This is a genomic window from Holophagales bacterium (assembly GCA_016719485.1).
Lineage (GTDB): Bacteria > Acidobacteriota > Thermoanaerobaculia > UBA5066 > UBA5066 > UBA5066.
In genome coordinates, this window is sequence record JADJZB010000028.1 from 269,491 (window position 1) to 289,106 (window position 19,616).

Consider the following 19,616-nt stretch of genomic DNA (forward strand, 5'->3'; position numbering starts at 1 on the left):
GGGAGACAGGGCGATCAGCGACAGGATCAGAGAAAGAGGCACCGGCGTCGCGGCGATCCTCGTCCTCGCGGCGGGGCTCCTGAGAGCGGCACCCCTTCGGGCCGAGGTCCGTTCCGTACAGATCGCCAATCAGGGAATCGACTTCGCCGTCGGGTATCTCGACATGGGAGTCTCCGTCCGGTCCGACGGGCTCCGTGCCGGCCGGGAGGCCGGCTTTGAGTCTGTTCCTTTCGACACCGGCGCGACCTTCTCTGCCATCGGCCCCCACTGGCGCGGCACACAAGGTGTCTCCGTGGAGCTGGGTGTGAGCCCGGACGGCGTCCGCTGGGGAGCCTGGATCGCGGTCCCCGAGGAAGGAACGATCGAGGACCTCCGGGAGGACGGACGGCCGAACCCCTTCGCGGGCGAATCGGCCGGCGCGCTCGTCTTCGTGGCGCCCCAGAGCCGGTGGGTCCGCTACCGGCTCCGGCTTCCCGGCACGCCGCGGAACGAGGCCTCGCTGGCGTCGTTCACCCTCCACGTGATCGACCCGGGGCCGGAAGTTGCCGACGCGCGGACCACCCCGCTGCACCAGGCGCCGACACCCTTCGGGACACCCGCCGCAGGAGCCACTGCAGCCCCAGGCCCACGCCGGGCCCTCGCGCTGCCACCAGAGATCCCGACGTCGATCCCGGGACCGGCAAGCCCTCCGATCTCCTCCCGTGCGGCCTGGGGCGCGCGTCCTCCCAGGGACGGCTACACCTACACGATGGCCGGCCACATCGCGTTTCACCACACGGCCACCATCGAGGACTGGAGCGCCCGGACCTGGGAGGAGTGCGCAGCGCGGGTGCGCGCCATCCAGACGTACCACATGGACACGAACGGCTGGAACGACCTCGGGTACGCCTACGTCGTCTGCAAGCACGGCCACGTCTTCCAGGCTCGGGAAGACGACGCCGACGAGACCGACGTCCAGGGCGCGCACGACGGGTTCAACCGGGGCAGTACCGGCATCTCGGTCCTCGGCTACTTCCACCCTCCCGTCGATCACCAGCCGACCGCGGCGCAGGTCTCCTCGCTCGTCGATTTGATGGCCTGGATCGCGGGCCGCCGGGGTATCGACCCGCTCGGCCGGGGCCTCTACGAGGCGTTCGGCGCTCCGGTCGACAACGTCTACGGCCACCGCGAGGTCAAGGCGACGGACTGCCCGGGCGACCACCTCTTCGCCCTCAAGGAGGTCATCCGGGAGTCCGTGGCCGAGCGACTGCTCCGGCAGATCTACTGACCCGGGGCTACCAGATCTTCACGCGTTCCCCCGGGGCGAGATAGAGCTTCTGCCCCGGTTTCACGTTGAACGCGGTGTACCAGGCGTCGAGGTTTCTCACACAGTCCGCGCGGTACTCGGCGGGCGCGTGCCCATCGGTGACGATCCTCTGCCGGAGGGCCGCTTCGCGGGTCTTCGTCCGCCAGCTCTGGGCGAAACTGAGGAAGAACTGCTGGTCGCCCGTCAGGCCGTCCACGACCGGCGCCTCGCGGCCGCCGAGGGAGATGCGGTACGCGTCGTAGGCGACGGCGAGCCCTGCCACGTCGGCGATGTTCTCGCTCACCGTCAGCTTCCCGTTCACCGCGAGATCGGGAAACGGCCGGTAGGCGTCGTACTGCGCGACGAGCCTGGCGGCCGAGGCCCCGAAGTGGGCGAAGTCTTCCTTCGTCCACCAGTTCTTCAGCCGCCCTTCCGCGTCGAAGAGCGCTCCCTGGTCGTCGAAGCTGTGGCTGATCTCGTGGCCGATGGTGGCGCCGATGGCGCCGTAGTCCATCACCTCCGGCCGGTTCGGATCGAAGTCGGGCGGCTGCAGGATCGCGGCCGGGAAGTTCATCGCGTTCATCGCCGGGAGGTTCACCGCGTTGACGAGCTGGGGATTCATGACCCACTCGCCGCGGTCGACCGGCTGGCCGAGCTTCGCGAGGTTCCGGTGATACTCGAAGAGCGAGGCCCGCCGCGCGTTTCCGAGCGCGTCCCCCGCGACCACCTCGAGTCCGGAGTAGTCGCGCCATCGGTCCGGGTAGCCGACGTAGACCTTCAGGATGGCGAGCTTGGCTTTCGCTTTCGCCTTCGTCTCCGGGGACATCCAGTCGAGGCGGTCGACCCGCCTGGCGAAGGCGGCGATCTCGTTCTTCACCATCGCCTCGGCGCGCGCCTTCTCCGGCGGCGGGAAGTACTTCGCGACGTAGAGCTTCCCGACCGCCTCGCCGAGCGCCGCGTCGGTCACAGCGACGGCCCGCTTCCAGCGGTCGCTCTGCTTCGGTGTGCCCGAGAGGACCTTCCCGTAGAAGGCGAACTGCTCGTCGGCGAAAGCCTTAGGGAGAAACGTCGAGGCGCTCTCGACGGTGCGGAAGGCCAGGTACTCCTTCCAGGTCGAAAGCGGCTGGCCGCGTACGAGGGCGGCGATCCCCGTGGCCGCGCCCGGTTGCCAGACGATGAACTCCTGTTGCTCGCCGAGGCTGGCGGCCTCGAAGAAGGCGTCCCACTCGAGTCCGGGAGCGCGGACCGTGAAGTCGGAGCGCGTCCAGCGGTTGTTCCCCTTCGCGACATCCGACGAGTCGTCTCGGCTCGAGTGGGAGGTGGCGATGAGGCGCTCCATCTCGACGATCCGTCCCGCCTTCGCCTCGGCCTCGGCAACGGCGTCGCCGGAGAGCCTCAGGACCGCCGCGACGTGTTCCTTGTAGCGGGCCCGGATCTCGGCCATCCGCGGCGACGGGTCGAGGTAGTAGTCGCGGTCGGGCATTCCGAGCCCGCCCTGCAGGAGGAAGGGTGCGTACCGGGTCGGCTCGGCCAGGTCCTGCGCGACCCAGAGGCCAAGGACGTTGCCGGTGTAGAAGTCCGTGTTGTTGAAGGCGTCGACGTCGGCACGGAGCGTCGACCCGAGGAATCGGGCGAGCGCTCGGGAGTCGGCGATCGCAGCGATCTCCTCGAGCGCGGGCTTCAGCGGCGACATCCCCTTCGCCTCGATGGCCGCCTCGTCCAGGAACGTCGAGTAGGTGTCGCCGATCTTCCGGGCCTCGGATCCGGCGGGAGGCTTCGATGTCGCCGCCCCGGCGATCAGCTCGGCCGTCCGCTTCGCCGTCCGCTCGGTCATCTCCCCGCCCGAGCCCCAGGAGCTGCGGTCGGCCGGGATCTCGGTCGCCTTCATCCAGCTCCCGTTCGCCCAGGCGAAGAAGTCGTCCCCGGGAGCGACGGAGCGGTCGATGCCGGCGAGGTCGACTCCGGAGGAGGTCGCGGCCGCGGCGGCCGTCGCGGGAGGCGCCTGGGCGACGCGCGGGGCGGGGGCGCACGTCGCGGCGAGGAGGACCGCGAGGAGAACGGGAAGAGTGCGGGGTCGGGCCTTCATGCCCGACACGATAGGAACTCCGCGACGCGGCCGCAAGGAGGGTCCGGCGCAGTGCCATTCGCCGACTGCTGTACCTAGAATCCGGGCTATGGCTGCCGGCGCCGGCCTCGACTCCTCGCTCTCCCTCGCCGCCCGCGCCGTGGACGAGGCGGAGGCGCTCGTCATCACCGCGGGAGCCGGGATGGGCGTCGACTCGGGGCTACCCGACTTCCGCGGCCCGGAAGGGTTTTGGCAGGCCTACCCCGCGTTCCGCGACCTCGGCCTGCGCTTCGAGCAGCTCGCGAACCCGGAGTGGTTCTTCGAGGACCCCGCGCTCGCCTGGGGCTTCTACGGCCACCGGCTGAACCTCTACCGGCGCACCGTTCCTCACGAGGGGTTCGCGACGCTCCTCGGCTGGGCCGCTGAAAAGCCGCACGGCGCGTTCGTCTTCACGTCGAACGTCGACGGGCAGTTCCAGAAGGCGGGCTTCCCCGAGAGCCGCGTCGTCGAGTGCCACGGGTCGATCCTCCACCTCCAGTGCCTGCGCGGTTGCGGCGAGCCGATCCGTTCCGCGGCCGGCGTCGAGGTCGAGGTCGACGAAGCGACCTGCCGGGCGAAGAAGCCCTTCCCCACCTGCCCGGGCTGCCGGGGCCTCGCGCGCCCGAACATCCTGATGTTCGGTGACATGGGCTGGGACGACGCGCGGACGGACGCCCAGCACGCGACGCTCGAGACGTGGCTCGACGCCGCGAACGGGCCGCTCGTCCTCCTCGAGCTCGGGGCGGGGACGAACGTCCCGACGGTGCGGATGTTCTCGGAGCAGGCGGCCCGCGGGCCCCGGCGCACCTTCGTCCGGGTCAATCCGCGCGAGCCTCAGCTCGGGTACGGGTTCGCGGGTCCCGCGCCCGATTCACTCGAGGCGCTCCTGGAGAGCACGATTCCGCACTCTCGCCCGGTCGGGATCTCGATTCCCCTCGGCGCGCTCGATGCGATCCGCGGGATCGACGCACGGCGACGCCCCTCGGCCACGGTCGCGCCGGGCTGAAAAGGGGCGTCGCCTTCCCCATCCTCGCGCGTCTGCACGTGTGCTGATACCATGCTCTGTTCCCGAACGATCACCCTTGAAATGGTGCGTTTTCATCAGGTTCGGCCCGGTAAACTCCCCCATCGGAGGAGGCACCATGCCCGCCCTGAAGGAAAGACCGAAACCGTTCGTCCTCCCCGAGTTCTGCAAGGGCTGCGGGCGCTGCATCAGCGCGTGCCCGAAGCACTGCATCTCGATGGGGACCGAGATCAACCCCCAGACCGGGCTCACCCCGGTCGTCCTGGACCTGGAACACTGCAACGGCTGCGGACTCTGCATCGACGCCTGCCCCGAGCCCTACGGCCTCCAGCAGACCCCTTCGGACGCCGAGTACGAGCTGCAGGACCCTGAGAAGCTCTTCGGCGACCGGATGACCGACGCTCCCGAACCGGTCGAGATTCCGAACGAGATCATCCCGCTCCAGAAGATGGAGCCGCTCGTCCTGAAGGGGAACTACGCCGCCGCCGTCGGCGCGCTCCTCGCCGGCTGCCGGCACTTCTTCGGCTACCCGATCACCCCGTCCACGGAAGGCGCCGAGCTGATGGCCAAGCTCCTCCCGCACCTCGACGGGATGTTCCTGCAGGCCGTCTCCGAGGTCGCCGCCGTGAACATGATGTACGGCTGCGGCGGCGCCGGCATGCGGTGCCTGACGTTCACGTCCTCACCGGGCTTCTCGCTGATGCTCGAGGGGATCTCCTACATGATCGGCTCGGAAGTCCCCGCCGTCTTCATGAACGTCATGCGCGGCGGACCGGGCCTCGGCAACATCGCCCCCGAGCAGGCCGACATCAAGCTCTGCTGCCGCGGCCTCGGCCACGGCAACACGCACGCCATCGTCCTGACGCCTTCGACGCCGCAGGAGATGCTCGACCTGACGATGCTGGCGTTCGACCTCGCCTTCAAGTACCGCAACCCCGTCGTCATCGCCTCCGACGGCTACCTCGGCCAGATGACCGGGAAGGTCTCTCTGCCCGAGTCGATGGTGAAGCCCGGGATCCCCGCGTGGGGCGTCTGGGGCGACAGGGACCACCGCCGCAACCTCATCTCGTCGATCTACCTCGCCGAGACCGACCTCGAGGCGTGGAACGTCCACCTGAACGAGAAGTACGAGGCGATGAAGGTCGAGCAGCGCGCCGACCTCTACATGTGCGACGACGCCGAGGTCGTCCTCGTCGCCTGCACGACCCCGTCGCGGATGGCCAAGGGCGCCGTCGGGGCCCTCCGGGCGAAGGGGATCAAGGCGGGGCTCTTCCGCCCGATCACCGTCTGGCCCTTCCCGATCGAGAAGTTCAAGACCGTCCTTCCCAACGCCAAGCGGATCGTCGTCGTCGAGGCCTCGAACGGACAGCTCGAGGACGAGCTCAAGCTCGCCCTCGCGAACGCCGGGGTCCGCGACTACCCGGAGATCGAGCACGTGCGTCACTTCGGAGGGGTCCTCCCGCAGCTGGAGGAGATCGTCACGAAAGTCGTCACGGGGCAGGAGGTGACGGCATGAGCACGACCTCGTTCTACGGCAAGTTCGACCGCCACTCCCACGGCGAGGGGCTCAAGGGGCACGCGACCCACTACTGCCCCGGCTGCGGCCACGGCCTCGCCCACAAGTACCTCGCCGAGGCGATCGACGAGCTGGGAATCCAGGACCGGACCGTCGCCGTCTCGCCGGTCGGCTGCTCGGTCTTCCTCTACTACTACTTCGACGTCGGCAACACGCAGGCGCCGCACGGGCGTGCCCCCGCCGTGGCCATCGGCCACAAGCTCGCGAACCCCGAGTCGATCGTCGTCTCCTACCAGGGCGACGGCGACCTCGCCTCGATCGGCCTCGCCGAGATCGTCTCCACGGCGCAGCTCGGCATCCCGATCACCGTCATCTTCATCAACAACGCGATCTACGGCATGACGGGCGGCCAGATGGCCCCCACGACTCTCATGGGCCAGCGGACCGCGACGAGCCCCGACGGGCGGACCTCATTCACCGGCATGCCGATGAAGATGGCCGAGCTCATGTCGGGCCTCGATGGCCCGGTCTACGTCGAGCGCGTGGCCCTCTTCAACCCCAAGCAGAGGAACCGCGCCAAGAAGGCGATCCACAAGGCGCTCCAGATCCAGGTCGAGGGGCGCGGATTCGCGTTCGTCGAGGTCCTCGCCGAGTGCCCGACGCACCTCAAGAAGACGCCGGAAGAGACCGAGAAGTGGGTCGAGGAGATGATGCTCCCGGTCTTCCCGCTCGGCGTGAAGAAAGACGAGACCCGCGAGCCGTGGTGGAACGTCGCGAAGCCGACGTTCGAGACGGCGCGCGTCCTGAAGGAGATCGGCGCCGGCGAGGAGAAGGCCCCCCGCTACTGCACGACCTTCCCGTCGCACGTCGCCCCGCACGACATCTCGCTCAAGCTCGCGGGCTCGGGTGGCGACGGCGCGCAGACCGCAGCGATGCTCATCGTCCACGCCGGAATCAACGAGGGCTTCGACGCGACCCACATCCCGGCGTACGGCCCGGAATCGCGTGGCGGAACGTCCTACGCCGACGTCCACGTGGCCGACGGCGAGGTCCTCTCCCCCGCCTCGCCGAAGCCGAACGTCCTGATCGCCTTCAACATGCCGAGCCTCGTGAAGTTCGGGCCGGACGTCCCGCCGGGCGGGACGATCATCTACGACAGCTCGGTCATCCACGAGCTCACGCCGATGAAGGCGGGCGTGAGGGTCATCGGGGTCCCGATGTCGGAGATCGCCAAGGACCTCGGCAAGATCATGGTCAAGAACATCGTCGCGCTCGGGGCGCTCCAGGCCGCCACGGGCATCTTCCCGAAGGAGACGTTCCTCACCGCGGTGCGGCGGGCCCTGAAGGACAAGTGCGCCATGATTCCGATGAACGAGCAGGCGTTCGAGTGGGGCGTCAAGGCGGCCTCCGAGGTCCTCGTCCCGTGAGCGGCCCCGTGCAGGTCACGCTCAGCCAGAAGGAGTGGGATCTCGTCTCCTCGCTCCGCAACATCCCCGCGAGCCCGCTCAAGGAGCGGATCGACGCCCTCCTCGGCGATCTCGTCAAGTTCGCTGCCGACCCGAAGTGCTTCGAGTTCCAGGGGGACGGCGCTCCCTGCACGAATACGAACGGCGACTGCGAGTCGTGCCGCAAGGTCACCGACGTGATCGACCTCCTGCGGCGGCGGATCACGGCCCCGTAGGATTCTCCGGAACGGCACCTTCTCCGCCCGCCGGCGCCCTCCCGGGCCGGCGGGCGGTTCCGTTTTCGGGGCCGGCCCTCGCCTGAACCCGGGGATCGGATTTCTCGTCCTCCCGCCGGGCATGTCCTGAACTATGCTCGAAAGGTGGAAGAGGACTCTCCTCTTTACTCCAGCCGATTCCCGTTCGCGCCCAAAGACTTCACCTCGTCCTGCCGCTTGTCGTGGTCTGCCAGATGGAGGTGTTTCCGTGTCGATCCGCCTGACGATCGTCGCTCTCCTTCTCTCCCTCCCGGTCCTTCCGCTCGCCGCCGCCGAGCCGGCATCCGTCACGGTGGGCGGCAGCCTGCAGTCGGAGCTCGGATGCGCCGCTGACTGGGAACCGGCGTGCGCCGCGACGCACCTCGCCTTCGACAGCGAGGACGGTGTCTGGCAGCAGACGTTCGCGCTACCCGCCGGCAGCTGGGAGTACAAGGCGGCGATGGACGATTCGTGGACGGAAAACTACGGAGGAAACGCCCAGCCGGACGGCGCGAACATTCCTCTCGGTCTGGCCGCGCCCGGGAGCGTCAAGTTCTTCTACGACCACGAGACGCACTGGGTCACCGATAACGTGAACTCGATCATCGCGACGGCGCCGGGAAGCTACCAGAGCGAGCTCGGGTGCGCCGGCGACTGGGATCCCGGCTGCCTCAGGTCGTGGCTCCAGGATCCCGACGGCGACGGGACGTACACCCTCACCGCCACACTCCCCGCCGGCAGCTACGAGGTCAAGGCGGCGATCAACGAGAGCTGGACCGAGAACTACGGAGCGGGAGGAGCGCCGGGCGGAGCAAACATCCCCTTCACCGTGGCCGCCGATTGCGCGAAGACTCTCTTCTCCTACGATGCCGTGACACACGTGCTGACGGTGGGACCCGCTCCCGCCGTGACTCAGCCGTCCTCCGTGACGCTCGCCGGCAGTCTTCAGTCCGAGCTGGGTTGCGCGGGAGACTGGGATCCGGCGTGCGCCGCCACGCACCTCGCCTTCGACGCGACCGACGCCGTCTGGCAGGCGACATTCGCCGTGCCGGCCGGGAGCTATGAGTACAAGGGGGCGATCAACGACTCCTGGGCGGAGAACTACGGTCAGAACGCCACCTTCAACGGCGCCAACATCCCTCTGAATCTCGCCGCCTCGGCCAATGTGAAGTTCTACTACGACCACGTCACGCACTGGATCGCCGACAACCAGAGCAAGGTCATCGCGACGGTCGCCGGGAGCTTCCAGTCCGAGCTCGGCTGTCCCGGCGACTGGCAACCCGATTGCCTTCTCTCGTGGCTCCAGGATCCGGACGGCGACGGCATCTATTCCTTCTCGACCCGGGCGATTCCCGCCGGGAACTACGAGGCGAAGGTCGCCGTCGCCGAGAGCTGGGACGTGAACTACGGGGCCGGCGGCGTCCAGAACGGGCCCAACATCGGCTTCACCGTCGCCGCGCCCTGCCAGGAGACCTTCTTCCTCTGGGATGCGACGACGCACGTCCTCACCGTCACGACGGCTGGCGCGCCAAAGGGCAACCTCTCGAAGGCGCAGGCCCACTGGGTGAAAGGCGATCTCGTCGCGTGGAAGATCGCCGGCTTCCAGCCGGACTGGAGCGTCGCGCTGCACCACAGCCCCGGCGGCGGCCTGGCGCTCGACGGCACCGGCGTGACCGGCGGCACGGAGATCCCCCTGGCCCGGGATGCCGCGGGGCTTCCGGCCGACGTCCTGGCGAAGTTTCCCCACCTCGCCGGCTCCCTCGCCTTCCGCATCCCAGCGGCAGAGGCCGGCAACGTTCCCTCCATCCTGAAGGGCCAGGTGGCCGTCTCGGCGAAGATGGCGGACGCCACTCCGGTCGACGCCACGTCGCTGCAGCTCCCCGGCGTGCTCGACGACCTCTACACGTTCCAGGGGACCCTCGGCGTCGTCTGGAGCGGAGGCGCACCGACGCTGCGCCTCTGGGCGCCGACGGCGAAGTCGGTGACGCTGCATCGCTTCGCCGACTCGAATGCGGCTACGGTCGCGACGACGGCGCTCATGACGCTCGATCCGGCCACGGGCGTCTGGAGCATCACCGGCGACCCGTCCTGGTCGGGTCAGTTCTACCTGTTCGATGTGGAGGTCTTCGTACGCGGCACGGGCGCCGTCGAGCACAACCTCGTGACCGACCCCTGGTCGGTAAGCCTCGCAACGAACAGCGCGCGGAGCCAGATCGTCGATCTCTCGAGCGCCGCCCTCAAGCCTGCCGGATGGGACGCTCTCGCGAAGCCGGCGCTCGACGCGCCGGAGGACATCGCCATCTACGAGCTGCACGTCCGGGACTTCAGCGCGAGCGACGCGACGGTCCCCGCAGCCATGCGGGGAACGTTCAAGGCGTTCACCCAGGCCTCGTCGAACGGGATGCAGCACCTCTCTGCCCTCGCGGAGGCCGGCCTGACCCACGTCCATCTCCTTCCTGCGTTCGACCTCGCCACGATCGACGAGGACAGGTCCGCGTGGCTGTCGCCTGGTGACCTGTCGGCATTGCCCCCGGACTCGCAGCAGCAACAGGCTGCCGTCATGGCGGTCGCCGGCAGCGACGGCTTCAACTGGGGCTACGACCCGTGGCACTACACGGTACCCGAGGGAAGTTACTCGACGAACCCGGACGGCGCCACGCGGATCGTCGAGTTCCGCGAGATGGTGGCGGGCCTCGGCGCGGCCGGCCTGCGGACGGTCATGGACGTGGTCTACAACCACACCAACGCGTCCGGACAGAACGCCAAGTCGGTGCTCGACAGGGTCGTCCCCGGCTACTACCACCGCCTGAACGCCGACGGAAACGTCGAAACTTCTTCCTGCTGCGCCAACACCGCCTCGGAGCACAACATGATGGAGAAGCTGCTCATCGACTCCGTCGTGACGTGGGCGAGACAGTACAAGGTGGACGGCTTCCGGTTCGATCTCATGGGCCACCACATGAAGAGCAACATGCTCAACCTCCGTGCGGCCCTGGACGCGCTGACGCCCGCGACCGACGGCGTCGACGGGACGAAGATCTACCTCTACGGCGAGGGGTGGAACTTCGGCGAGGTGGCCGACAACGCGCGCGGCGTCAACGCGACCCAGGCCAACATGGCGGGGACCGGAATCGGATCGTTCACCGACCGGATGCGTGACGGCGCGCGGGGCGGAGGGCCGTTCTCGGGAATCCAGGAGCAGGGATTCCTCACCGGCCTCTCCTTCGATCCGAACGCGACCGACCAGGGGACTCCCGCCGATCAGCTGGGTCGGCTCCTCCTGCGCACCGACTGGATCCGCCTCGGCGCGGCGGGCAATCTCGCCGCGTTCCCGTTCGTCGACCGCAGCGGCAATCCGATCACCGGCGCCGGGCTCGACTACAACGGGCAGCCGGCAGGCTACGCCGCGGACCCGCAGGAAATCATCAACTACGTGGACGCTCACGACAACGAAACGCTGTTCGACGCGATCCAGCTGAAGCTGCCGGTCTCGCGCACCACGGCGGAACGCACCCGCGTCGAGAACCTCGGCGTCTCGCTGCTCGCGCTCTCCCAGGGCATTCCGTTCTTCCACGCGGGGATCGACATGCTTCGGTCGAAGTCGCTCGACCGGAACAGCTACAACTCGGGCGACTGGTTCAACAGGCTCGACTTCACCTACGCCACGAACAACTGGGGCGTCGGCCTGCCGCCCGCCGCCGACAACCAGGCGAACTGGCCGGTCATGCAGCCTCTGCTGGCCAACCCGTCGATTCGTCCTGGCACGGCCGACATCCGGAACGCGGTGGCGCACATGCGCGAGATGCTCGCCATCCGGAAGAGCTCGGCTCTCTTCCGGCTGCGCACGGCGAGCGCCATCCAGGGCCGCCTCGAGGTGCTGAACCCGGGGCCGGGCCCGGTGCCCGGACTCCTCGCGCTGGCCATCACTGATTCCGACGGATCGGTCGACCGGGACCATGACCTCGTCGTGGCGCTCCTCAACGCAACCGCCGCGCCGATCCGCTGGAACGTGACGGCGCTGGCGACACGCAGCCTGACGCTGCATCCGATCCAGTCGGCTTCGAACGATCCGACGGTGAGGACGTCGACGTTCTCCGGGGGGACATTCGACATCCCGGCACGCACGGCGGCGGTCTTCTGGTCCCTGCGCGCGTTGCTGCCGCTCGGCGTGGCCGCGTCGTTCGCGCCGACGGTGGTGCCCCTCGGCGCGCCCGCGACGCTCACCATCACCCTCTCCAACCCGAACACGGTTTCCGCCGCCGGCGTCGCGCTGAGCGCGTCGCTGCCGGGCGGCCTCGTGAACGTCACGCCCTCGAGCGCCAGCACGACGTGCGCCGGCGCGACCCTGACCGCAACGGCCGGAGCCACCACGCTTTCGATCTCCGGTGCGTCGATGCCGGCCTCCAGCAGCTGCACCGTGACCGTCGAGGTCACCAGCGCCGCTCCGGCGGTGTACGCCTACACTGTTCCGGCCGGCGGCGTGACGAGTACGGACACGCCATCGAACGGCGCCCCCGCAACGGCCGAGCTCACGGTCACCGCCCCGCTGATCGCGTCGAAGAGCTTCATGCCCGCCGCGATCTCGGCGTCGCAGGCGTCCACCCTCTCGATCACCCTCGTCAACCCGAACCCGATCCCCGTGACCGGAATCGCCTTCACCGACAGCTATCCGGCGGGCCTGGCGAACGCGTCGGCGCCGCTGGCGGCGAACACCTGCGGTGGGACGCTGACGGCGGAGCCGGACGGGTCGCTTCTGGCGCTCTCGGGAGGTTCCATCGCGCCGAACGGCACATGCACGGTTTCGGTCCAGGTCGTTGCCGTCGGCGAGGGGCCTCTGGTGAACAGCATCCCGGCGGGAGGCGTGACCGCTCTCGAGGTGGCACCGACGTCGGTGGAGGCGACGGCGGTGTTGCGGGCGTCCCTCACGCCGCCGATTCCTGCCGCCTCACCGCTGGCGCTGGCGCTTCTCTCCGTCGCGCTGGCGGCCGGGGCCATGTTCGCGCTGCGCCGGTGAGGAGCCGCGCTGGCCTGGGCCTGCCGCCCTAGAGCGGCACGCCGAGCGAGAAGTAGAACGCGTTTCGCCCCTTGTCCGCGAAGCCCCACCCGAGGTAGACCGGCCCGAGGATCGTTTCGGCGGCCGCGTAGAGGCTCCCCGCCCAGATCAGGCTCGAGGGGTGGATGTCCTCCGTCCGATTCCAGACGTTTCCGGCCTCCACGGTGGCGCCGACGAAGATGCCGCTCCCGACGAGGCTCGGGAGCTTCGAGACGCGGTACCGCGTTCCGAGGCGCGCCAGGCCGGCGTACTGCCCGGAGATCTGGCCCGTCCGGAGGCCCGAGAGCCTCCCGAACCCGCCCAGACGGCTGAGGTCGAAGAAAGGGAGCGTCGTTCCGCCGAACGGCCCGGAGGCCTCGACTCCCCCGAGGACCGTCCACTCGCCGAACGAGCGCGCGAACCTCGCGGCGGCCGAGAGCTTGTCGTAGGCCCACGCCCCTCCGAGGAATTCTCCGTAGACGCCGGTGTCGACCGTCGCGGCCCAGCCCGAGCGTGGAATCGTCGCGTCGTCGAGCTGGTCGAACCGGGCGAGGAAGACGGCGCCGGCCCGGTCGGCGGACGCGTCCTCGATGTCCGGGTCGCCGATGTCGACCGAGAACCGGCTCCGGTCCCGAAGGACTCCGGCCCGGACCTCGCCGAGCGGCCCCAGGGCGAGCCCCGCGTCGAGCCGGGCGTACAGACGCGTGTCGAAGGTGCGCGCGATGACGTCGTCGCCGTCGAAGACGTCCCGCAGCGAGCGATCCCAGCCGAGGCTCGGCGCGACGAAGAACCGTCGCTTCGAACCGAGTGGCTGGTAGAACTCCGTCGCGAGAAGGGTCCGCCGGCCGATCTCGAGGTCGGTCTTCAGCTCGCCGCGACGCGACCCGATGCGCGAGAGGACCCACCCGACGCGCAGGCCGAAGGAGCTCTCGCCCTCGAACTCGGTTCCGAAGACGAGACCGGTCCGGATCCGGCTCGGGGCGAGAGCCGCAGGACGGGGCACGATCGTGAGGACCCGCTGGTCCCGCGGCCCCTCCACCAGGAAGTCGACCGTGTCCCAGCCGCCGAGCCCGTGGACCTCGCGAAGGCTCTGGTGGAGCGCCTCCCAGCCCAGGGGCCCGGCCTTCAGGCCGACGGAGGACGTCACGATCGCGGTGTCCGCGTGGCCAGCGGTCTCGACACGGACCCGGGCGATGACCGGAACCTCCTCGGAATAGAGAGGCGGGTGGGCCGCCTTCCAGGCGGTGAACTCCCCGGGCGAAACCGACAGGAAGGCGAGCCGACCGGACGCGGCGCGTGCCGCCGCCTCGCCTCGCCCGATCGCCTCGTCGAACCTGGGGAAATCGAACGTGTCGATCCCCTCCAGGTCCGGAGTGACGAGGACGTCCCGTCCCTGGAGCATCCCGATCTGCTCCTCGACGTTCTTGCGAGTCAGGAAGTTGTTGGTCTGGCCCAGGACCTTCAGGAAGCCGTCGAGGTCATCTCTCTTCGCCAGCGGCATCGAGATGTCGACGGCAATGATCACGTCGGCCCCCATCTTCCGGACGACGTCGACCGGCAGGTTGCTCGCGACGCCGCCGTCGACGAGGAGGCGTCCGTCCAGCTCCACCGGCTTCAGGAAGCCGGGAACGCCCATGCTCGTGCGGATCGCGCGCGCCAGGTCGCCCGAGCCGAGGACGACGGCCTCGCCCGTCTCGATGTCCGCGGCGACGGCCCGAAACGGGATAGGAAGCCGGTCGAAGTCCCGGACCGAGCCGGCGCTCCACGTCATCCTCCGGAGGTGGTAGCCGAGCTCCTGGCCGGCGACGAGGCCCGAGGGAACGACGACCTTTCCATGCGCGAAGCCCAGCTCGACGTCGATGAGGTAGCGGGGGTCGTCCTCCTTGCGCCGGAAGGCCTCGTCCTTCCGCGACCGGACGTCGGAAAAGACGGCCTCCCAGTCGATCGTCCGGAGCTCCTCGGCCATCCTCTCCGGCGGCATCCCGATCGCGTAGAGCCCGCCGGCGAGCGACCCGCTGCTCGTCCCGGCGACGTAGTCGACCGGAATCCTCAGCTCCTCGAGGACCTTCAGGACGCCGACGAGCGCTCCGCCGCGCGCACCTCCGCCGGCAAGGGCGAGACCGACACGCGGGCGCTTCGGCGCCGCCAGAGCGCCCGAATCTGCCTCCTGCGCGACGAGAGGGCGCTGCCCGGCAAGGAGCAGGACGAGAGCCAACAGGGCCGTCCGTCTCACGTTCGCGAGCTCCTCCTGCTCCCGCAGGGTACTCGACCCCGTTGACACGAGGTGTCCGGACGCCCATATTCCCCGCCGACGGATGCCTAGGGGTGGCCGGGATTCCGGCCTGAGAGCAAACCCTCGAACCTGATCCGGGTCATTCCGGCGAAGGGAACGGCAAACGGAAGCGGGAGCTTCCGCAAACCTCGAGAGTCCCCGACGAATCCGCTTCGATCGCCCGCGCCCGAGGCGCGGGAGAGGGGGCGCTTCCATGACTTTCAGCCCGAGAAAGACAGCGGCTTTCCTCGCGGGACCTCTCGCGTTCGCCGTTCTCTTCGCGCCAACGCGGGCGGCCGGCGACGTCGCTGGCGACGACCTCGCCGCCGCCGAGACCCCCGCCGAGGAGAAGGCCCCGCCGCCGATCCTGCGACGGGCCGAGGACGTCGTCGTCCAGGCGGTCCGCGCCGACGCGGACACACCGGTGACGAAGACGGACGTCGCGCGCGAGGAAATCGAGAAGAAGAACATGGGGCAGGAGATGCCCCACCTCCTCAAGGACCTGCCGGCGATGACCTACTACTCGGACACGGGCCTGGCCAACGGCTACGCGTACGTTTCCATGCGCGGCGTCGGGCCGACCCGCATCAACTTCACGCTCGACGGCGCCCCGCTGAACGAGCCCGAGGACTCGACTCTCTACTTCGTCGACTTCGGCGACTTCGGGAGCTCGGTCGAGAGCCTCCAGGTGCAGCGGGGAGTCGGGACGTCGGCTGCCGGGGTCGCGAGCTTCGTCGGCTCGGTGAACTTCGCGAGCCTCGACCTTGCGGAGTCGACGGAGACGACGGCGCGCTTCTCCCTCGGCTCCTTCGGCAGCGAGAGGGTGACGGCGGGATTCCAGACGGGGCGGCTCGGCGACTCGGGCCTGAAGGCTTACGTGAGGGGGTCGTACCAGGACACCGACGGTTTCCGCGACAACTCGGCGATCCGCCAGCGAAGCCTGTACACGGGCCTCTCGCACGAGAGCGCCGAGGGCTACTTCAAGCTCTTCGGCTTCCTCGGCCGCGAAGCCTCGCAGTCGGCCTACTACGCGGTCGAGCCTCAGGTCCTCGAGGAGAACATCCGGTTCAACCCGCTCTCGCCCGAGGAGAAGGACGAGTTCGGCCAGCAGTTCCTCCAGGCGCAGTACACGCGGTTCCTGAGTGCGTCGACGAGCCTGGCCGGGCAGCTCTACGTCAACGACGCCGGAGGCTGGTACCGGCTCTTCGACGCGTCGAGGACCGAGCTGCGCGAATACGGCCTCGACTGGACGAACCTCGGGGCGGCCGTGACGCTCAAGACGACCCTCGGGCCGCTCGGCGTGACGCTGGGAGTCCACGGGAGCGACTTCGGGAGCACCCGGACCCGCGACGTCGTCGGGGGCGAGCGCGACTACCTCAACCACGGGTACAAGTCCGAAGCCTCGACCTTCGTGAAGCTCTCGCGGGACGCCGGGCCCTGGCACGTCTACGGCGACGCCCAGCTTCGGTGGGCCCGCTTCCGCTACGACGGGGACGTGGAGCTCGGCTCCGTCTCCTGGACGTTCTTCAACCCCAAGCTCGGCGTCCGCCGCGACCTCGGCAGGGACTTCTCCGTCTACGCCTCGCTCGGTGCGACGAGCCGCGAACCGGGGCGCGGGGACCTCCTCGTCGGCCAGGAGAACGCCACGGTCGCTCACGACCTGACCGCCGTGAAGCCCGAGAGGGTCGCCGCCTTCGAGCTCGGCACCGCGTGGAAGCACGGCCCCTTCTCGGCGCAGGTGAATCTCTACGACATGGAGTTCCGCGACGAGATCGCCCTCACGGGCGAGCAGTCGGAGGTGGGCCTCTCCATCCGGCGCAACGCCGACCGGAGCTTCCGGCGCGGGCTCGAGTGGGACCTCGCCTGGCAGCCGCGCTCTTCGCTCGCGGTGCGCTTCACCGGGAACTGGAGCTGGAACCGGATCCGTTCCTGGACGCAGTTCTACGACGTCTACGGCGCCGACGGGGAGTGGGCCGGCTCGACGAGCCGCACGTTCGAGGACGTCGAGCCCGTTCTCTCTCCGCCGTTCGTGGGGAACCTCCTCGTCGAGGGGTCGCCGCTCGGCTGGCTGACTCTCGGCGCGACGACCCGGTACGTGGCAGATTCCTACCTCGACAACACGAACCAACAGGGGATCGCGACCCCGGACTGGTGGAAGGTCGACCTCTCGGCGGCCGTAGACCTCTCGAGCTTCGTGAAGACGGGTCAGCCCCGCCTCAGGGTCCTCGTGGACAACGTCTTCGACAATCGCCGCGTGTGGGCGAACGGCTACAGCTACCTCTACGCCACGCGCGACGGCGCCGGACAGGACTCCCTCTCGGGGGTTCCGTACTTCTTTCCCATGGCGACCCGGAACGTGACGGTCGTCCTGGACCTCGGCTTCTGACGTGAGCCCGTACGAGATTGCCGGGTTCGTCTTCGGGGTTCTCGCCGTCTGGCTGACGGCGAAGGAGAGCCCCTGGTGCTGGCCGACGGGCCTCGTCAACGTGAGCCTCTACATCGTCGTCTTCTGGCAGGCGAAGCTCTACGCCGACATGGGCCTGCAGGTCGTCTACGTCGGCGTCTGCATCTACGGCTGGTGGGAGTGGCTCCACGGCGGCGCCGGCGGAGGGCGGCTCACCGTTTCGCGCGCGCCGCGTCGCACGCTCGTGGCGCTCACGATCGCGGGGGCGGCCTTCGCCGCCCTCCTCGGCCTCGCCCTCCATCGCGGAACCGATGCCTCCCTTCCCTTCTGGGACTCCACGACGACCGCCTACAGCCTCGTCGCGCAGTGGCTGCAGACGAAGAAGCGGATCGAGACCTGGTGGTTCTGGATCGCCGTCGACGTCGTCTACATCGGCGTCTACGCCGTCAAGGGGCTCTGGCTCACGGCCCTCCTCTACGCCATCTTCCTCGCGCTCTGCCTCCTCGGGCTGAGGGAGTGGAAGCGCTCTCTCGACGGGAATCTGGCTCCGGTGGCGGCATGAGGCCGCTGCGCGTCGTCGTCACCGGCTCGGAGTGCACCGGCAAGACGACTCTTTCCCGGGCGCTCGCCGCCCGCTTCGAGGCGCCGTGCGTGCCCGAGTTCTGCCGGGGCTACCAGGACGCCAGGGGCCTGCCGCTCACCGCGGACGACGTCGAGCCCATCGCTCGTGGGCAGATCGCCGAGGCGGAGACGGCGGAAGCGCTCTCGCCCCGTCTCGTCATCCTCGACACCGACCTCGTCTCGACCGTCGTCTATTCCCGTCACTACTACGGCACCTGCCCCGCCTGGATCGAGGACGCCGCCCGGGCCCGACGGGCCGACCTCTACCTCCTCTGCGTGCCCGACCTCCCCTGGGAGGCCGACAACCAGCGCGACCGCGGCGACCGCAGGGAAGACATGCACCGTCTCTTCGTCGAAGCTCTCGCGGGCCTCGGCGTCCTCGTCGAGACCGTCGGCGGCCGGGGGTCGAGCCGGGAGTCGGCGGCGGTGGCGGCCGTGATCCGGACCCTGCGGGCCCGGCTGCCGGAAGGGACCTCTCCCGCAATCGCCGACATCGTGCGAAGCTCCCTGAATCCGGACCGACGCGCAGGACAGGAGTGAGCATGAGCACGTCCTCTTCTCGAGCAAGGAACCTGCGCCCCGTCGCGGTCCTCGCGGCGATCGCCGCCATCGCGGCCTCTCCCGCACCCCCGGCCCCGCGGGTGACGCCGGCGCCGACGACCCGCCCCGCGGCCGCGGCGACGCCTCCACCCGCCAGACCTCTCCAGAGCTGGAAGGAGTCCCCCGCGAAACGCGCGCTCCAGCGATTCCTCAAGGAGATCGAGGCCTCCGGGAATTCCGGCGAAGCTCCCGCGGACGTCCGCGTCGCGGTGTTCGCGACCGAGGGCGTCCTCTGGGACAGCGGGGGCGTGTCGCTCGAAGACGCGTGGGCCCTCGATCGGCTCCGTTCGCTCGCGCCGACGAAGCCCGAATGGGCCTCGACGCCACCGTTCCCGGCCCTTCTCGGCAATGACCCCGCCGCCCTGGCGGCCCTCTCTCCCGCGGACCTCGCGCGCCTGTCCGCCGCGGCTCTCGCCGGGCTCGACCAGGACGAGATCCGCACACAGGTTCTCGCCTGGGTTCGCGTCGCCCCGCCCGGACGTCACGCACCCGCCGACCTGGCCCGTCCCGCGATGCGCGAGCTCCTCGAGCTCCTGCGCACCTGGAACTTCCGAAGCTACGTCGTCTCCGACGGCCCGGCCGAGGTCACCCGCGCTCTCGTCGAGGCGCTCTACGACCTGCCTGCGTACCGGGTGATCGCCCCCCTCTCGCAGATCGAGGTCCGGGACCAGGGCGTCCGCACCCGGTTCGTCTTCTCCGGCGAGCCGGCCCCCCCTCCGTCCGGAGCCTCCCGCCTTCGAACCGTCGTGCATCACCTCGGCGTCCGTCCGCTCCTCGTGGCCGGAGCACGGGAATCCGACGGTCCGCTTCTCGAGTGGGCGTCCGGCCGGAAGGCCCCGTTCCTGGCGCTCGGCTTCCGCGAGGCCGGGGCGCCGTCGGGCTCACGGACTCGTCCCCTCCCGACGGCGTTCTCCGGGGCCAGGTGGACGGTCGTCACGCCTTCGGAATACTGGCTGTCCCCTCCCATCAGACCGGCTGCGCCGGGGAAATGACCCCCGCGGCCGCGGCGCCGGGCTGCGGGTAGACTCCGCTTCGCGACCGTCAGGAATGGGAGAGCCG

12 protein-coding genes and 1 riboswitch are annotated in these 19,616 nt (G+C 69.5%); of the genes, 10 read left to right on the plus strand and 2 right to left on the minus strand.

Annotated elements, in window-relative coordinates:
- Positions 1-304: 304 nt before the first annotated feature.
- Positions 305-1,267, plus strand: coding sequence for an N-acetylmuramoyl-L-alanine amidase (locus tag IPN03_19970; GenBank protein ID MBK9375928.1), 963 nt, complete (start codon positions 305-307; stop codon positions 1,265-1,267).
- Positions 1,268-1,274: 7 nt separating this feature from the next.
- On the opposite strand, the gene IPN03_19975 is transcribed toward IPN03_19970, so the two are convergent.
- Positions 1,275-3,371: a M13 family metallopeptidase gene (locus tag IPN03_19975; GenBank protein ID MBK9375929.1), complete on the minus strand. Its 2,097-nt coding sequence runs from the start codon at positions 3,369-3,371 to the stop codon at positions 1,275-1,277.
- Positions 3,372-3,459: 88 nt separating this feature from the next.
- Between IPN03_19975 and IPN03_19980 the strand changes: the two genes are divergently transcribed.
- From IPN03_19980 to pulA, 5 genes are all read left to right on the plus strand, one after another.
- Positions 3,460-4,395 carry an NAD-dependent protein deacetylase gene (locus tag IPN03_19980; protein MBK9375930.1) on the plus strand — a complete coding sequence of 312 codons (936 nt, stop codon included), beginning with the start codon at positions 3,460-3,462 and terminating at the stop codon, positions 4,393-4,395.
- Positions 4,396-4,531: 136 nt separating this feature from the next.
- Positions 4,532-5,929, plus strand: a complete 1,398-nt coding sequence (vorB, locus tag IPN03_19985) for a 3-methyl-2-oxobutanoate dehydrogenase subunit VorB (protein MBK9375931.1) — start codon at positions 4,532-4,534, stop codon at positions 5,927-5,929.
- Positions 5,926-7,356, plus strand: a complete 1,431-nt coding sequence (locus tag IPN03_19990; protein ID MBK9375932.1) for a 2-oxoacid:acceptor oxidoreductase family protein — start codon at positions 5,926-5,928, stop codon at positions 7,354-7,356. Before vorB ends, IPN03_19990 begins: the two co-directional genes overlap by 4 nt.
- On the plus strand, positions 7,353-7,610 hold the full coding sequence (locus IPN03_19995) for a hypothetical protein (protein MBK9375933.1): 258 nt from the start codon (positions 7,353-7,355) through the stop codon (positions 7,608-7,610). The genes IPN03_19990 and IPN03_19995 overlap by 4 nt, the downstream gene beginning before the upstream one ends.
- 247 nt (positions 7,611-7,857) lie before the next feature.
- Positions 7,858-12,642 (plus strand): pullulanase-type alpha-1,6-glucosidase, encoded by a 4,785-nt coding sequence (gene pulA, locus IPN03_20000; GenBank protein ID MBK9375934.1) that lies wholly within the window; start codon positions 7,858-7,860, stop codon positions 12,640-12,642.
- Between the two features lie 28 nt (positions 12,643-12,670).
- On the opposite strand, the gene IPN03_20005 is transcribed toward pulA, so the two are convergent.
- Positions 12,671-14,893: a patatin-like phospholipase family protein gene (locus IPN03_20005; GenBank protein MBK9375935.1), complete on the minus strand. Its 2,223-nt coding sequence runs from the start codon at positions 14,891-14,893 to the stop codon at positions 12,671-12,673.
- A 78-nt stretch (positions 14,894-14,971) separates the two neighbouring features.
- Positions 14,972-15,066, plus strand: a riboswitch (TPP riboswitch).
- 80 nt (positions 15,067-15,146) lie between these two features.
- On the opposite strand from IPN03_20005, the gene IPN03_20010 reads away from it, so the two are divergent.
- Genes IPN03_20010 through IPN03_20025 form a run of 4 tightly spaced genes read left to right on the plus strand, consistent with a single transcriptional unit; the run spans position 15,147 to position 19,549 of the window.
- Complete coding sequence (locus IPN03_20010) at positions 15,147-17,318, plus strand: TonB-dependent receptor (protein MBK9375936.1); 2,172 nt, start codon at positions 15,147-15,149, stop codon at positions 17,316-17,318.
- 1 nt (position 17,319) lies between these two features.
- Positions 17,320-17,898: a nicotinamide mononucleotide transporter gene (locus tag IPN03_20015; protein MBK9375937.1), complete on the plus strand. Its 579-nt coding sequence runs from the start codon at positions 17,320-17,322 to the stop codon at positions 17,896-17,898.
- Entirely contained in the window at positions 17,895-18,497 is a 603-nt protein-coding gene (locus tag IPN03_20020) for an ATP-binding protein (GenBank protein ID MBK9375938.1), read from the plus strand. The genes IPN03_20015 and IPN03_20020 overlap by 4 nt, the downstream gene beginning before the upstream one ends.
- A 2-nt stretch (positions 18,498-18,499) precedes the next feature.
- Positions 18,500-19,549: a haloacid dehalogenase-like hydrolase gene (locus tag IPN03_20025; GenBank protein MBK9375939.1), complete on the plus strand. Its 1,050-nt coding sequence runs from the start codon at positions 18,500-18,502 to the stop codon at positions 19,547-19,549.
- Positions 19,550-19,616: the final 67 nt, after the last annotated feature.

Bases quoted from the DNA above. Each gene is read 5' to 3' on its own strand.
- IPN03_19980 (MBK9375930.1), top strand. From the start codon at position 3,460: ATGGCTGCCGGCGCCGGCCTCGACTCCTCGCTCTCCCTCGCCGCCCGC.
- IPN03_20010 (MBK9375936.1), top strand. From the start codon at position 15,147: ATGACTTTCAGCCCGAGAAAGACAGCGGCTTTCCTCGCGGGACCTCTC.
- vorB (MBK9375931.1), top strand. From the start codon at position 4,532: ATGCCCGCCCTGAAGGAAAGACCGAAACCGTTCGTCCTCCCCGAGTTC.
- IPN03_19990 (MBK9375932.1), top strand. From the start codon at position 5,926: ATGAGCACGACCTCGTTCTACGGCAAGTTCGACCGCCACTCCCACGGC.
- IPN03_20020 (MBK9375938.1), top strand. From the start codon at position 17,895: ATGAGGCCGCTGCGCGTCGTCGTCACCGGCTCGGAGTGCACCGGCAAG.
- IPN03_19975 (MBK9375929.1), bottom strand. From the start codon at position 3,371: ATGAAGGCCCGACCCCGCACTCTTCCCGTTCTCCTCGCGGTCCTCCTC.
- IPN03_20025 (MBK9375939.1), top strand. From the start codon at position 18,500: ATGAGCACGTCCTCTTCTCGAGCAAGGAACCTGCGCCCCGTCGCGGTC.